General features: G+C 70.6%; 15 protein-coding genes. 6 read left to right on the top strand and 9 right to left on the bottom strand.

The window, feature by feature from the left end; genetic code table 11:
• Positions 1-101: 101 nt before the first annotated feature.
• The 4 genes from MQE23_RS16660 to MQE23_RS16645 all read right to left on the bottom strand — a co-directional run bounded on the left by MQE23_RS16660 (position 102) and on the right by MQE23_RS16645 (position 4,101).
• Entirely contained in the window at positions 102-782 is a 681-nt protein-coding gene (locus tag MQE23_RS16660) for a DUF4389 domain-containing protein (protein WP_037673659.1), read from the bottom strand.
• Positions 783-921: 139 nt separating this feature from the next.
• Positions 922-2,058, bottom strand: coding sequence for an AI-2E family transporter (locus MQE23_RS16655; RefSeq protein ID WP_243379497.1), 1,137 nt, complete (start codon positions 2,056-2,058; stop codon positions 922-924).
• A 115-nt stretch (positions 2,059-2,173) separates the two neighbouring features.
• On the bottom strand, positions 2,174-2,842 hold the full coding sequence (gene msrA / locus MQE23_RS16650; RefSeq protein WP_243379496.1) for a peptide-methionine (S)-S-oxide reductase MsrA: 669 nt from the start codon (positions 2,840-2,842) through the stop codon (positions 2,174-2,176).
• Positions 2,843-2,979: 137 nt separating this feature from the next.
• Positions 2,980-4,101: a hypothetical protein gene (locus MQE23_RS16645; protein ID WP_020277036.1), complete on the bottom strand. Its 1,122-nt coding sequence runs from the start codon at positions 4,099-4,101 to the stop codon at positions 2,980-2,982.
• Between the two features lie 175 nt (positions 4,102-4,276).
• On the opposite strand from MQE23_RS16645, the gene MQE23_RS16640 reads away from it, so the two are divergent.
• Complete coding sequence (locus MQE23_RS16640) at positions 4,277-5,431, top strand: cystathionine gamma-synthase (RefSeq protein ID WP_243379495.1); 1,155 nt, start codon at positions 4,277-4,279, stop codon at positions 5,429-5,431.
• A gap of 16 nt (positions 5,432-5,447) precedes the next feature.
• Here the strand turns inward: MQE23_RS16640 and MQE23_RS16635 are convergent, their stop codons facing one another.
• The 3 genes from MQE23_RS16635 to MQE23_RS16625 all read right to left on the bottom strand — a co-directional run bounded on the left by MQE23_RS16635 (position 5,448) and on the right by MQE23_RS16625 (position 6,985).
• On the bottom strand, positions 5,448-5,699 hold the full coding sequence (locus MQE23_RS16635; protein WP_020277038.1) for a hypothetical protein: 252 nt from the start codon (positions 5,697-5,699) through the stop codon (positions 5,448-5,450).
• Complete coding sequence (locus MQE23_RS16630) at positions 5,696-6,199, bottom strand: sigma factor-like helix-turn-helix DNA-binding protein (RefSeq protein ID WP_243379494.1); 504 nt, start codon at positions 6,197-6,199, stop codon at positions 5,696-5,698. The genes MQE23_RS16635 and MQE23_RS16630 overlap by 4 nt, the downstream gene beginning before the upstream one ends.
• A 279-nt stretch (positions 6,200-6,478) precedes the next feature.
• A complete protein-coding gene (locus MQE23_RS16625; protein ID WP_020272431.1) occupies positions 6,479-6,985 on the bottom strand; it encodes a MarR family transcriptional regulator in 507 nt (168 codons plus the stop codon).
• Positions 6,986-7,148: 163 nt separating this feature from the next.
• Here MQE23_RS16625 and ilvA point away from each other — a divergent pair, with 163 nt between their 5' ends.
• The 3 genes from ilvA (at position 7,149) to MQE23_RS16610 (ending at position 10,359) form a co-directional block, all read left to right on the top strand.
• Entirely contained in the window at positions 7,149-8,378 is a 1,230-nt protein-coding gene (ilvA, locus tag MQE23_RS16620) for a threonine ammonia-lyase (RefSeq protein ID WP_037668980.1), read from the top strand.
• A 149-nt stretch (positions 8,379-8,527) separates the two neighbouring features.
• Entirely contained in the window at positions 8,528-9,505 is a 978-nt protein-coding gene (locus tag MQE23_RS16615; protein WP_020272429.1) for a daunorubicin resistance protein DrrA family ABC transporter ATP-binding protein, read from the top strand.
• Positions 9,502-10,359 carry an ABC transporter permease gene (locus MQE23_RS16610; protein ID WP_020272428.1) on the top strand — a complete coding sequence of 286 codons (858 nt, stop codon included), beginning with the start codon at positions 9,502-9,504 and terminating at the stop codon, positions 10,357-10,359. Before MQE23_RS16615 ends, MQE23_RS16610 begins: the two co-directional genes overlap by 4 nt.
• 56 nt (positions 10,360-10,415) lie before the next feature.
• On the opposite strand, the gene greA is transcribed toward MQE23_RS16610, so the two are convergent.
• Both greA and MQE23_RS16600 read right to left on the bottom strand, forming a co-directional pair.
• Positions 10,416-10,913: a transcription elongation factor GreA gene (gene greA / locus MQE23_RS16605; RefSeq protein WP_010045682.1), complete on the bottom strand. Its 498-nt coding sequence runs from the start codon at positions 10,911-10,913 to the stop codon at positions 10,416-10,418.
• 179 nt (positions 10,914-11,092) lie between these two features.
• Positions 11,093-11,491: a DUF4307 domain-containing protein gene (locus MQE23_RS16600; protein ID WP_020272427.1), complete on the bottom strand. Its 399-nt coding sequence runs from the start codon at positions 11,489-11,491 to the stop codon at positions 11,093-11,095.
• A gap of 147 nt (positions 11,492-11,638) precedes the next feature.
• Between MQE23_RS16600 and mca the strand changes: the two genes are divergently transcribed.
• Positions 11,639-12,520, top strand: a complete 882-nt coding sequence (mca, locus tag MQE23_RS16595; protein WP_082319852.1) for a mycothiol conjugate amidase Mca — start codon at positions 11,639-11,641, stop codon at positions 12,518-12,520.
• A complete protein-coding gene (locus tag MQE23_RS16590; RefSeq protein ID WP_243379493.1) occupies positions 12,513-12,809 on the top strand; it encodes a hypothetical protein in 297 nt (98 codons plus the stop codon). The genes mca and MQE23_RS16590 overlap by 8 nt, the downstream gene beginning before the upstream one ends.
• Positions 12,810-12,833: the final 24 nt, after the last annotated feature.

The following is a 12,833-nucleotide window of genomic DNA, read 5'->3' as shown; positions in this document are numbered from 1 at the left end:
TGTAATGCTCGTCTGACCGTCATGCGCAGGAGCGTAGAGCGGGAGGAATCGCTTCCGCCGGGGATTGCGGCGTTTGTCAGGGCCGTTTGCGGGGCCCCTGGTCACTGGCCCTTGATCAGTGGCCCTCGGTCAGGTGACTCCTGGCCGCCCATGTCGAGGCGGAACGGCGGGTACTGGTCGGTCATCAGGGCGGCGTACGCGGTCACCCGGGCACACCAGCGGGCGAGGCCGAGCAGGAAGTCGAAGAGGTGCCGCGGATAGCGGGCGGTGAACAGCAGGACGACCACCGCCACCAGTGAGAGGAACGGCATCAGCCCCGTGCCGCGCCAGCCGTCCCCGTCGTCCCAGCCCCAGCCGCCGCCGACGAACATCGCGACGACGATGTACTGCGGGATCGCCAGCAGCCACCACTTCACCAGCACGAGTCCGCGCGAGAGTTGCTCGGGGTAGGCGACGTCGAAGTGGGCCGGATAGTCGGGCACGTCGGCGAGGGTGAACGGCGGGTACCGGTCGGTGCCGAGCGCGGTGTGTGCGTAGTAGGTGACCCGCCAGTTCCACCGCAGCACGCCGACGTTGAAGTCGAAGAGGGACCGGGGGTACCGGGCGGTGAACAGGATGGCGAAGAATGCGACGACGCTCACGACGACGAACGCGATCCACAGGAAGAACAGCACGATGTAGTGGGGGATGGCGAGCAGCCACTTCACCAGCCACAGCCATCGGGACAACCGGGCGTCGACGGACGCCTCGAGACGCACGGGCGACGCGGTGACAGGAACCATGGGGTGGCACTCCCTTCGCTTGCAGGCTCGCAAGCGAAGGGGAGCCCCGCGACCTGGACGGGGCCGTTCGCGCGTCCGGGGCGGGTTCGTGGGTCCGGGGGCGTTCGTGCGTCCGAGGTGGGTTCGTGCGTCCGGACCGTTACGACGGGACGGGGGCGGCGCTGTCCGGCTCGTCGGTGCCGTCAGGTTCATCGGCGCCGTCAGGTTCCCGCGGTGGATCGACGAGCTGCTCGCGCACGTAGTTCCAGACCACCGCGATCAGCGCGGCGACGGGGACGGCGAGCAGACTGCCCACGATCCCGGCCAGACTGCCGCCCAGCGTCACCGCCAGCAGCACCACGGCCGCGTGCAGGCCCAGCCCCCGGCTCTGGATCATGGGCTGGAACACATTGCCCTCCAGTTGCTGCACCACGACGATGATGGCCAGCACGATCAGCGCGTCCGTCAGGCCGCTGGAGACGAGCGCGATGAGGACCGCGACGAAACCGGCGAACAGGGCGCCGATGATCGGCACGAACGCGGACACGAAGGTCAGCACCGCCAGCGGGAGCACCAGCGGTACGCCCAGGATCCACAGGCCCAGTCCGATCAGCACGGCGTCGAGCAGGCCGACGGCCGCCTGGGAACGCACAAAGGCGCCCAGAGTGTTCCAGCCGCGCTCGAACACGGTCGGGACGTCGGCGGCGAGCCGGCCGGGCAGCTGACGGGAGAGCCACGGCAGGAACCGCGGGCCGTCCTTGAGGAAGAAGAACATCAGGAAGAGGGCGAGAACGGCGGTGACCAGGCCGTTCACCACGGTGCTCACCCCCGTGACGACAGCGCCGACCATGCTGCCGACGCCCTCCTGAGCGCGGGAGACCGCGGTGTCGAAAGCCTTGTTGATCTGGGCGTCGCCGATGTTCAGCGGCGGCCCGGCGGCCCACTCGCGCATCTTCTGGATGCCCTCGACCACGCCGTCGGTCAGCTGACCGGACTGGGACGCCACGGGCACGGCGATCAGCGCCACGACACCCGCGGCCACCAGCAGGAACAGCACGGTCACCACCGACGCGGCGAGTGCGGGCGGCCACCCGCGCCGCCGCAGGAAGCGGGCCGCGGGCCAGGTCAGGGTGGTCAGCAGCAACCCGACGACGAGCGGCCAGACCACCGACCACATCCGCCCCAGCAGCCACAGAGCCACCGCAAGCATCACAAGCACCAGCAGCAACTCTGCGGAGACGCGGGCGGATATCCGGAGCGCGTCACGGGTCTTCGTGGAACTCAAGGGCGCAGTCACGGAGGCACTTTATTGCCACCGACTCCCATTGCCACGTCCGATCACTTCGCTACGGTCGAGGCGCGGTGCGATCCGCTCGGGCCCGGGGCGTCTCGTCCAGGGGTGACGCCGGTCGTCACCCCTCGGCCTTCGCCACGCCGATCGGGCAGGACACGCCCGTACCGCCGATGCCGCAGTAACCCGCCGGGTTCTTGTCCAGGTACTGCTGGTGGTAGCCCTCCGCCGGGTAGAACGGGCGGCCCTCTGCCGGGACGATCTCCGTGGTGATCTCGCCGTAGCCGGACGCGGTGAGGACCTTCTGGTAGGAGTCGCGGGAGGACTTGGCGGTGGCCGCCTGCTCGGGTGTGTGGGTGTAGATCGCCGAACGGTACTGCGTGCCCACGTCGTTGCCCTGGCGGAAGCCCTGTGTGGGGTCGTGGGACTCCCAGAACGTCTTCAGGAGGCGCTCGTACGAGATCTGCTTCGGGTCGTAGACCACGCGGACGACCTCCGTGTGGCCGGTCAGGCCCGAGCAGACCTCCTCGTACGTGGGGTTCTCCGTGTGACCGCCCTGGTAGCCGGCCAGGGTCGTCCACACCCCTGCCGGAAGCTGCCAGAACTTGCGCTCGGCGCCCCAGAAGCAGCCCAGACCGAAGTCGGCGGTCTCCAGGCCCTCGGGGTACGGGCCGAGCAGCGGGTTGCCGAGGACGGTGTGGCGGTCGGGGACCGTGAACGCCGGCTCCGGGCGGCCGGGCAGCGCCTGCTCGGGGGTCGGCAGCTGGGGCGTACGGCTGTGCAGGAACATGCGGTCTCCAATCGGCACGACACCCACGCGGGGGCGACGCCCAGTTCAACGCGCGAGGGCCGGGGGGAATTCCGGCCGGGGGCCGTGCCCGGGGGTGGTCCGGGCCCACGCCCCGGGGCTTCGCCCCCGCTCGCGGTTCAGTGCGGGAGGCTCGCCGGGCTGCCGCCGTTCGCCTCGTAGCCTGCGACCGCCAGGGCGCGGTACACCGCGAACTCAGCCGCCGGGTCGGTGGAGAGGGTCCAGGGCAGGGCGCCGACGTGGCCGTCGATGTGCACCAGCTGGTTCATGGCCTCCGCCCAGCGCTCGCTGCGGACCAGGAAGAAGACCAGCATGTGCCGCACGTGCGCCAGCATCGGGTCGTCGGGGCGGGCCGAGTGCACCGCGTGCAGCGCGCCGTGGACCGCCTTCGTGACGACCTCGGTCTGCCAGAAGCTGCTGACCAGGGTCACCTCGGGGAGGTGCTCGAACACGGCGAAGAGGGGCATCGCCGCCAGCAGGGAGCCCTTGGGCGCGCGGGCCGCCGCGGCCTCCGCGAACTCGTACGCCAGCGCACGCGAGCCGTGCCACTTCTCGCACCAGTAGTGCAGCGCGGCCAGGTGCGCTCCCATGTGGGCCGGGGCGCGGTCCAGGATCTTCAGCCAGAGCTGCTCGAAGTCCTTCTGGGAGTAGCCCAGCCCACGGGCCACCGACAGCTCCACGATGTACGGGATCGGGTCGCCGGGGGCCAGCAGCGCCGCCTCGCCGCACGCCGCCTTCGCCTCCTCCATGATGATCCGGAACTCGTCCGTGCCGGGCGTGGCCGTCCGCCACGCCTGCTGCACCAGGAACTCGGCGTGCACCGCGGCCCCGCCCGCGTCCTTGGGCGCCTCGGCCCGCCACACCCGCAGCCACTGCCCGCCCGGCGCCTCGCTCACCCCGCCGGGCCGCTGCTGCAGCTCCAGCGACGCCGCACCCGCGAAGGCCTGCACGCGCTGCCAGCGGCGCTCGCCCTCCGTCTCCGTACCGGCGAGGAGCTGCTGCGCGGCGCGGTAGTCCTGCGTGCGCTGCACCACGTCCAGGACGTCCAGCAGGTCCTGGTCGGGACCGGGCATGCGGATGTCCAGCTCCTCCTCGCGGACGAAGCCGTAGTTCGCCGGGTCCGCGGCGTCCGGGTGGTCGGGCGAGACCAGCCCGATCGCGGCCCCGCGCCTGCGCCGCAGGAAGGGAAGCAGCACGAAGCCCAGCATGACCAGTGCGATCAGGACCCAGAGAATCTCCATGCAACAAGCGAACCAGACCGCGCCGACAATTGGCCAACCTGGTCCCCGAACCTGTGGAAAACCCGGCCGGGCCGCATCCGCCGCCCTGTGGAAACCCCGGCCCCGGGCCCGTGCCGCCTCGGCCCCCGGCGCTTCCCCCGGCACTCATCGCGTCGGCGCATTACCCTCGGTGCCCATGAGCGACAGGCCTATCAGTCAGCACTTCGAGACGCTCGCGATCCATGCGGGCAACACCGCCGACCCCCTGACGGGCGCGGTGGTCCCGCCGATCTACCAGGTGTCCACCTACAAGCAGGACGGCGTCGGGGGCCTGCGCGGCGGCTATGAGTACAGCCGCAGCGCCAACCCGACCAGGACCGCGCTGGAGGAGAACCTCGCCGCCCTGGAGGGCGGCCGTCGCGGTCTCGCGTTCGCGTCCGGGCTGGCGGCCGAGGACTGCCTGCTGCGTACGCTGCTCAGCCCCAGCGACCACGTGGTCATCCCCAACGACGCCTACGGCGGCACGTTCCGCCTCTTCGCCAAGGTCGTCGCGCGCTGGGGAGTGGAGTGGTCGGTGGCCGACACCAGCGACCCGGCCGCCGTACGGGCCGCCATCACCCCGAAGACCAAGGTCGTCTGGGTGGAGACCCCCTCCAACCCGCTCCTCGGCATCACGGACATCGCCGCCGTCGCTCAGGTCACCCGGGACGCGGGCGCGCGCCTCGTCGTCGACAACACCTTCGCCACGCCCTACCTCCAGCAGCCGCTCTCGCTCGGCGCGGACGTCGTCGTGCACTCGCTGACGAAGTACATGGGCGGCCACTCGGACGTCGTCGGCGGCGCCCTGATCACGAACGACCCGGAGCTGGGCGAGGAGCTGACCTTCCACCAGAACGCGATGGGCGCGGTCGCCGGCCCCTTCGACTCCTGGCTGGTGCTGCGCGGCACCAAGACCCTCTCCGTGCGCATGGACCGGCACAGCGAGAACGCCGCGAAGATCGCCGACATGCTCACCCGGCACGCGCGCGTGACGAGCGTCCTGTACCCGGGCCTGCCGGAGCACCCCGGGCACGAGGTCGCCGCCAAGCAGATGAAGTCGTTCGGCGGCATGGTCTCCTTCCGCGTGGCGGGCGGCGAGGAGGCGGCCGTCGAGGTCTGCAACCGCGCCAAGGTGTTCACGCTGGGCGAGTCCCTGGGCGGCGTCGAGTCGCTGATCGAGCACCCCGGCCGGATGACGCACGCCTCCGCGGCCGGCTCGCTCCTGGAGGTGCCCGGCGACCTGGTGCGGCTGTCCGTCGGCATCGAGAACGCCGACGACCTGCTGGAGGACCTCCAGCAGGCGCTCGGCTAGGTCGGCCCCGGCGGGGTCACCAGCCGGTGAGAGGTGGAGTCGTGTCCGACGGCGGCTCCACCCACGGGCGGGCCGTCAGCGCCCAGACCGTGAACGCCACGGCCGCCGCGAACAGCAGCAGCCACAGCAGGCGCCGGGCGATCGTCCTGCGCCGCACCATCCGGCCGCCCCGGCGCACGGCCTCCGCGTGAATCTCGGGCGGCACGGACCGCGACGACGCCTGCTCCAGCAGCCGCCGTACGGCCGCGTCGCGGTCGTTCCCGCTCATGACGGCACCGCCTTCGCGGCCGTCACCGTCGGGGCCGCGCCCCGCGAGCGGTGCAGCAGGGTCGTCGTCGCCCGGTGGCAGATGGCCCGTACGCGCTCCGCGGACAGGCCGAGCAGGGCCGCCGTCTGCTCCTCGGCGACGCCCTCGTAAAGCCTGAGAACCAGGATGAGCCGCTCCTGCGGAGTGAGCGGGGCCAAGGGGCTCGCCGGGTGCGGCCGGGAGCGGCCGAGAGCGCCGTGGTGGTGCCACGCGCCGCGCGCGAAGCGGGTCGCCAGGTACTGGCGGGTGCGGTCGTACGGATCCTCGCCGCGCAGCCGGTCCCAGCACGCGTACGTGTGCGCCAGCGACAGGGTCAGCAGGCGCCGCGCGCGCGGGTTGTCGTCCGGGGCCTCCGCCGTGAGCAGGGTGGCGGCGTGCAGCAGCCGCCCGGCCGCGCCCGCGACGAACGCCTCGAACTCCCGGGCTCGACGGGTTGCCCGGGACGCATGCCGCTCTCGCATCGCGCCTCCCGCCCGACGGCGACCCTGAGGATGCGGGCCCGGCCGGGTACGCGCGCGACGGCCGCGTACCACGGAGACCCGGTCTCATATCAGGCCAGGGGTGGCCCCGGGGTCAAGAGTCGCGCACCGGGTCGGGACGGCGGATGGCGGCGGGCGCGGGCCGCACCGCGGCCAGAGCCTCACCCGGGCCCGGCCGACCGCCTGCAGCAACTGCGTCGCGGCCCGCCGGCGGACGGCGTCGGCGTCCCGCCCGCTCCACTGGCCACGCGCGCGTGGGGGTCAGGACGGCGACTGCGCCTCCGGCCCCGGCACCCCCTGTACCGACATCCGGGCGGACAGCGCGCTGTTGAAGCGCGTGAGGAGCGAGCAGAACGCCTCGCGCTCCTCCGGCTCCCAGTCCTCGGTCAGCTCGGCCATCAACTGCCGCCGGGACGAGCGCACTTCCTCCAGCCGGGACTGCCCGCGCGGGGACAGCTGGAGCACCACCGCCCGCCCGTCCTCGGGGTGCGACGTGCGCTTGACCAGGCCGGTGTCGACGAGCGGAGCCACCTGTCGGGTGACCGTCGAGGAGTCGATCCCCATGCTCGCGGCGAGGGCCTTGACGCCCATCGGGCCTTCCTTGTCGAGGCGGTTGAGCAGCAGGTATGCGGCGCGGTCCATGGAGTTGCGCACCTGCCCGACCCCGCCGAGCCGGGTCTGTTCGGCACGGCGTGCGAACACCGCCACCTCGTGCTGGAGGGTGTCGAGAAGACCGGTGTCACCGACGGTCGTCATGTCCATCGACATTTCAGGTGTTGTGGGCATGGCCGGGGGCTCACTTCGTGGAGGGCTGGCTGATTGGGGGACAGGGTACGCGGCCGGGGGGCGGGCCGTACCGGCGCTGCGCAAAGCGGGTCTCGGAGGTTGGTCACAACGGCCGTTCCCGCTCGTGAACTGCGATGCTGGAGTCATGAGCTACAGCACGGCTGACTCCTTGCGGCCCGTCACCCTCGACGACGTGCGCGGCGCCCAGAAGATGCTCTCGGGCGTGGCGCGGGTGACCGCGATGGAGGGCAGCAGGCACCTGTCCCAGCTGGTCGGCGCGCCGGTGCATCTCAAGTGCGAGAACCTCCAGCGGACGGGTTCGTTCAAGCTGCGCGGCGCCTACGTCCGGATCGCCGGACTGCTGCCCGAGGAACGCGCCGCCGGTGTCGTCGCCGCGAGCGCCGGCAACCACGCGCAGGGCGTGGCCCTGGCGTCCGCGCTGCTCGGCGTGCGCTCCACGGTGTTCATGCCGAAGGGCGCCCCGCTGCCCAAGGTCAGCGCCACCCGGGACTACGGTGCCGAGGTGCGGCTGCACGGCCAGGTGGTCGACGAGACGCTGGCCGCCGCGCAGGAGTACGCGGCCGAGACGGGCGCGGTGTTCATCCATCCCTTCGACCACCCCGACATCATCGCGGGCCAGGGCACGGTCGGCCTGGAGATCCTGGAGCAGTGCCCGGAGGCGCGGACGATCGTGGTCGGTATCGGCGGGGGCGGGCTGGCCGCCGGGATCGCGGTGTCGGTGAAGGCCCTGCGGCCGGATCTGCGGATCGTGGGCGTCCAGGCGGAGGGCGCGGCGGCCTATCCGCCCTCGCTGGCGGCGGGCCGGCCCGTCACGGTCGAGAATCCGGCGACGATGGCCGACGGCATCAAGGTCGGGCGGCCCGGCGACGTGCCGTTCGGGATCGTCGGCGAGCTGGTCGACGAGGTGCGCACGGTCAGCGAGGACGAGCTGTCCGCCGCGCTGCTGCTGTGCCTGGAGCGGGCCAAGCTGGTCGTGGAGCCGGCCGGGGCGAGCCCGGTCGCGGCGCTGCTGAGCCGGCCCGGCTCCTTCGAGGGGCCGGTCGTCGCGGTGCTGTCCGGCGGCAACGTCGACCCGGTGCTGATGCAGCGGGTGCTGCGGCACGGCATGGCCGCGCAGGGCCGCTACCTGGCCGTCCGGCTGCGGCTGACGGACCGGCCCGGAGCTCTGGCCACACTTCTGGGTGTGTTGTCAGTGGTCGACGCTAATGTCCTCGATGTGAGTCACGTACGAACCGACCCACGGCTCGGGCTCACGGAGGCGGAGGTCGAGCTGCACCTGGAGACGAAGGGCCCGGCGCACTGCGCCGAGGTGGGCCAGGCGCTGCGCGAGGCGGGCTACACGGTCATGGGCTGACCGCCTCCGGAGCCGGGCTCAAGATCCTTTCGTCACACCGAGCACCACGCGGAAAACCTCGTTGTGAGACGCGATACATCGCGTTATGGTGTGTCCGTGCGATACCTGATCCATCCTGTCCGGCGATCCCCGAAGACGTGGAGACTTTTATGCCAGGCGCCATCTATGCCGAAGGTCTGGTCAAGACCTTCGGTGACGTAAGGGCCTTGGACGGCGTCGACCTCGACGTGCCCGAGGGCACGGTCCTCGGCCTGCTCGGGCCGAACGGCGCGGGCAAGACGACGACCGTCCGCTGCCTGACCACCCTGCTGCGCCCCGACAGCGGACGGGCGGTCGTAGCGGGCATCGACGTGCTCAAACAGCCCGACGCCGTCCGCCGCTCCATCGGTCTGTCCGGCCAGTTCGCGGCCGTCGACGAATACCTGACCGGCCGCGAGAACCTGCAGATGGTCGGCCGGCTCTACCAGATGAAGGCCAAGGCGGCGAAGGAGCGCGCGGCCGAGCTGCTGGAGCAGTTCCACCTCGCGGACGCGGCCGACCGCCCCACCAAGACCTACTCCGGAGGCATGCGCCGCCGGCTCGACCTCGCGGCGGCCCTGGTCGTCTCGCCGCCCGTGATGTTCATGGACGAGCCGACGACCGGCCTCGACCCCCGCAACCGCCAGCAGCTGTGGGAGGTCATCAAGCAACTGGTCTCCGGCGGCACGACGCTGCTGCTGACCACGCAGTACCTGGAAGAGGCCGACCACCTGGCACACGACATCGCGGTGGTCGACCACGGCAAGGTCATCGCCAAGGGCACCTCCGACCAGCTCAAGGCCCGCACCGGCGGCGAGCGCGTCGAGGTCGTGGTGCACGAGCGCGAGCACATCCCGGCCGCCGCCGAGGTGCTCGCCGGCTTCGGCAAGGGCGACACCACGGTCGAGGAGCACATGCGCAAGCTCACCGCGCCCGTGACCGGCGGCGCCAAGCTCCTGGCGGAGGTCATCCGGGAACTGGACACCCGGGGCATCGAGATCGACGACATCGGCCTGCGCCGGCCGACCCTCGACGACGTCTTCCTGTCGCTGACGGGACACGTGGCCGAGGCGAAGAACGAGGAGAACGACGAGGAGGCCGTGAAGTGAGTGCCGTCACCGACACCGTGCGCGTCGCGCCGGCCACGAACCCGGTCAGCCAGTCCATCCGGGACTCGATGGTCGTCGCGCAACGCAACCTGATCCGCATGTCCAGGATCCCGGAGATGATCATCTACGGACTGATCCAGCCGATCATGTTCGTGGTGCTGTTCACCTACGTCTTCGGCGGTTCCATGCAGATCGGCAGCAGCACCAGCGCCGTCGACTACAAGAACTTCCTGATGGCGGGCATCTTCGCGCAGACCGTCACGTTCGCCACCGCCAGCTCCGGCGCCGGTATCGCCGACGACATGCACAAGGGCCTCATCGACCGCTTCCGGTCCCTGCCCATGGCACGCGGCGCGGTCCTCACCGGGCGCACCCTCGCCGACTCGGTGCAGACGGCCCTCACCCTGGTCGTCCTCGCGGTGGTCGCCCTCCTGGTCGGCTGGCGCGTCGGGTCGGACGGCGACACCAACCTCGGCAAGGTGCTCGGGGCCTTCGGCCTGCTGCTCCTGCTCGGGTACGCGTTCACCTGGATCGGCGCCCTGATCGGCATGTCCGTCCGGACCCCTGAGGCGGCCACGTCCAGCGGTCTGATCTGGCTCTTCCCGGTCACCTTCATCTCGAACGCGTTCGTGGACACCAGCCACATGACCCCGTGGCTGCGCCACATCGCCGAGTGGAACCCCTTCAGCGCCACGGTCCAGGCCTGCCGAGTGCTGTTCGCCAACCCGGGCCAGTCACCGTCGGACGCCTGGCCCATGCAACACCCCGTCTGGGCCTCGCTGATCTACTCGGTCCTGATCCTGGTCGTCTTCCGGACGCTGGCGGTGCGCAAGTACCGGTCCGCGACGGCATGACGATGCCCCCGGCGCCGCGCGGCGCCGGGGGCAGGCAAGACGTCGGTCGAGGCGGTTCAGCCCTCGTACGGCTCGGCCTTGAGGATCTTCACCGATGCCTTCTTGCCGTTCGGCAGCTCGTACTCGGCGTCCTCGCCGACCTTGTGGCCGATCACGCCGGTGCCCAGCGGGGACTGCGGTGAGTACGTCTCGATGTCGGTGCTCGCGTACTCGCGCGAGGCGAGCAGGAACGTCAGAGTGTCGTCCTCGTCACCGTCGAAGGCGATCGTGACGACCATGCCGGGCGCCACGGCGCCGTCCGCCGCGGGCGCCTCGCCGACCTTGGCGCTCTCGAGGAGCTGGGTGAGCTGGCGCACACGGAGTTCCTGCTTGCCCTGCTCCTCCTTGGCTGCGTGGTACCCGCCGTTCTCACGCAGGTCGCCCTCCTCGCGCGCGGCGGCGATCTTCGCGGAGATCTCAGCCCGCGCGGGACCAGTAAGGTACTCAAGCTCAGCCTTGAGCTTGTTGTACGCCTCCTGGGTCAGCCAGGTGACGTTCTCGCTGGTCTGGGTCACAGGTGCTCCTCGTAGGTACTGGGAATACAAAGCATCGCCCTACCCAGAAGCATGTTCCTTCACGGATGGGCGAAACCACGAGCCTAACAATTCAGGAGCGGAAGGGGGAGGACATAAGCCACCAGTTTCACGTCAACGCAGGTCAGGCGCTACGTATTGCAGGTGACTCGGGCGGGGTCTCAGCCGGTGTGGCAGCCCAGCAGCTCGGCCGTCGTCCCCGGGGAGGTCGTACGGAGCGTGACGACCTTGTCGATGCGGGTGGCGTCCCCGTCGAAGCGGAAATCGGCCCGGCCGACCTCGGCACCGTTCTCGGCCTGCGAGCGCACGGTGCAGTAGCCGTCGGCACCGGCGTCCTTGCGGACCTCCAGGTGCACCTGCACGGACTCCTTGCCGGGCTCGAAGCTGATCACCTCGGCGCTGATCTCGCTCTGGGCGACGTAGTGGTAGCCGAACCAGCCGACGAGCCCCAGCAGCGCCACCGCGAGGACGGCGCCGACGATCTTGAGTGTGCGGTCGGCGCGCTCGTCCGAGGAACGGCCGTAACGTCCCTCGGGCAGTCGCGTGGTCGCCGTACTCATGATCGTCCTCCAGACAGGGCCGGGACGAACGTCCCGTAAGGGGGCTCGTGACCGGGGCCCGGAATTATTCGCCCCCCGGTTCGGTCACTATAGAAGCCGCTGATTGCGCCGACGCACACAGGGCGCCGACTTACTGAGGAATGAGTCTTGACTGACCAGTTGCGACTGATGGCCGTTCACGCCCACCCCGACGACGAGTCGAGCAAGGGCGCGGCGACCATGGCCAAGTACGTGTCCGAGGGGGTGGACGTGCTGGTCGTGACCTGCACAGGCGGGGAACGCGGCTCCATCCTCAATCCGAAGCTCCAGGGGGACAAGTACGTCGAGGAGCACATCCACGAGGTACGCAAGAAGGAGATGGACGAGGCCCGGGAGATCCTGGGCGTCAAGCAGGAGTGGCTCGGCTTCGTCGACTCGGGCCTGCCCGAGGGCGACCCGCTGCCGCCGCTGCCGGAGGGCTGCTTCGCCCTGCAGGACGTCGACCACGCGGCCGGTGAGCTGGTGCGCAAGATCCGCTCCTTCCGTCCGCAGGTGATCACGACCTACGACGAGAACGGCGGCTACCCGCACCCCGACCACATCATGACCCACAAGATCTCGATGGTGGCGTTCGAGGGGGCGGCGGACACCGAGAAGTACCCGGAGGCCGAGTACGGCCCCGCGTACCAGCCGCAGAAGCTCTACTACAACCAGGGCTTCAACCGCCCCCGCACCGAGGCGCTGCACCAGGCGATGCTCGACCGGGGTCTGGAGTCGCCCTACGGGGACTGGCTCAAGCGCTGGGACGAATTCGGGATGAAGGAGCGCACGCTCACCACGCACGTCCCCTGCGGCGACTTCTACGAGATCCGCGACAAGGCGCTGATCGCGCACGCCACGCAGATCGACCCGGACGGCGGCTGGTTCAAGGTGCCGATGGACATCCAGAAGGAGGTCTGGCCGACGGAGGAGTACGAGCTGGCGAAGTCCCTCGTCGATACCTCCCTCCCCGAGGACGACCTCTTCGCGGGCGTCCGCGACAATGCCTGACATGAGCGCAAGCGCAAGCCTGGCAATGACGCACCTCGTCACCTTCGCCAAAGAGGTCGACGAGGACAAGGTCACCCCCGGCGTCCTCGGCTTCATCGTCTTCGCGGCGATGGCCCTGGCGGTGTGGGCCCTGATGAAGTCCATGAGCCGGCACATGAACAGGGTCGACTTCACGCAGGTTCCCGACCCCAAGGCCGAGCAGGCCGAGCAGGCCGAGCAGGCCGAGCAGGCTGAACCGGAGCCCGCGGACGCGGAGGCCTCCGGCCAGGGCAAGCAGAAGCAGGGCTGACGCCCCCTCCCGGGGCGTCCGTCT

This window comes from Streptomyces sp. HP-A2021 (genome assembly GCF_022807935.1).
Taxonomy (GTDB): Bacteria; Actinomycetota; Actinomycetes; order Streptomycetales; family Streptomycetaceae; genus Streptomyces; species Streptomyces afghaniensis.
The sequence above is the reverse complement of the archived record's forward strand: the minus strand, read 5'-3'. Positions and strand labels throughout refer to the sequence as shown.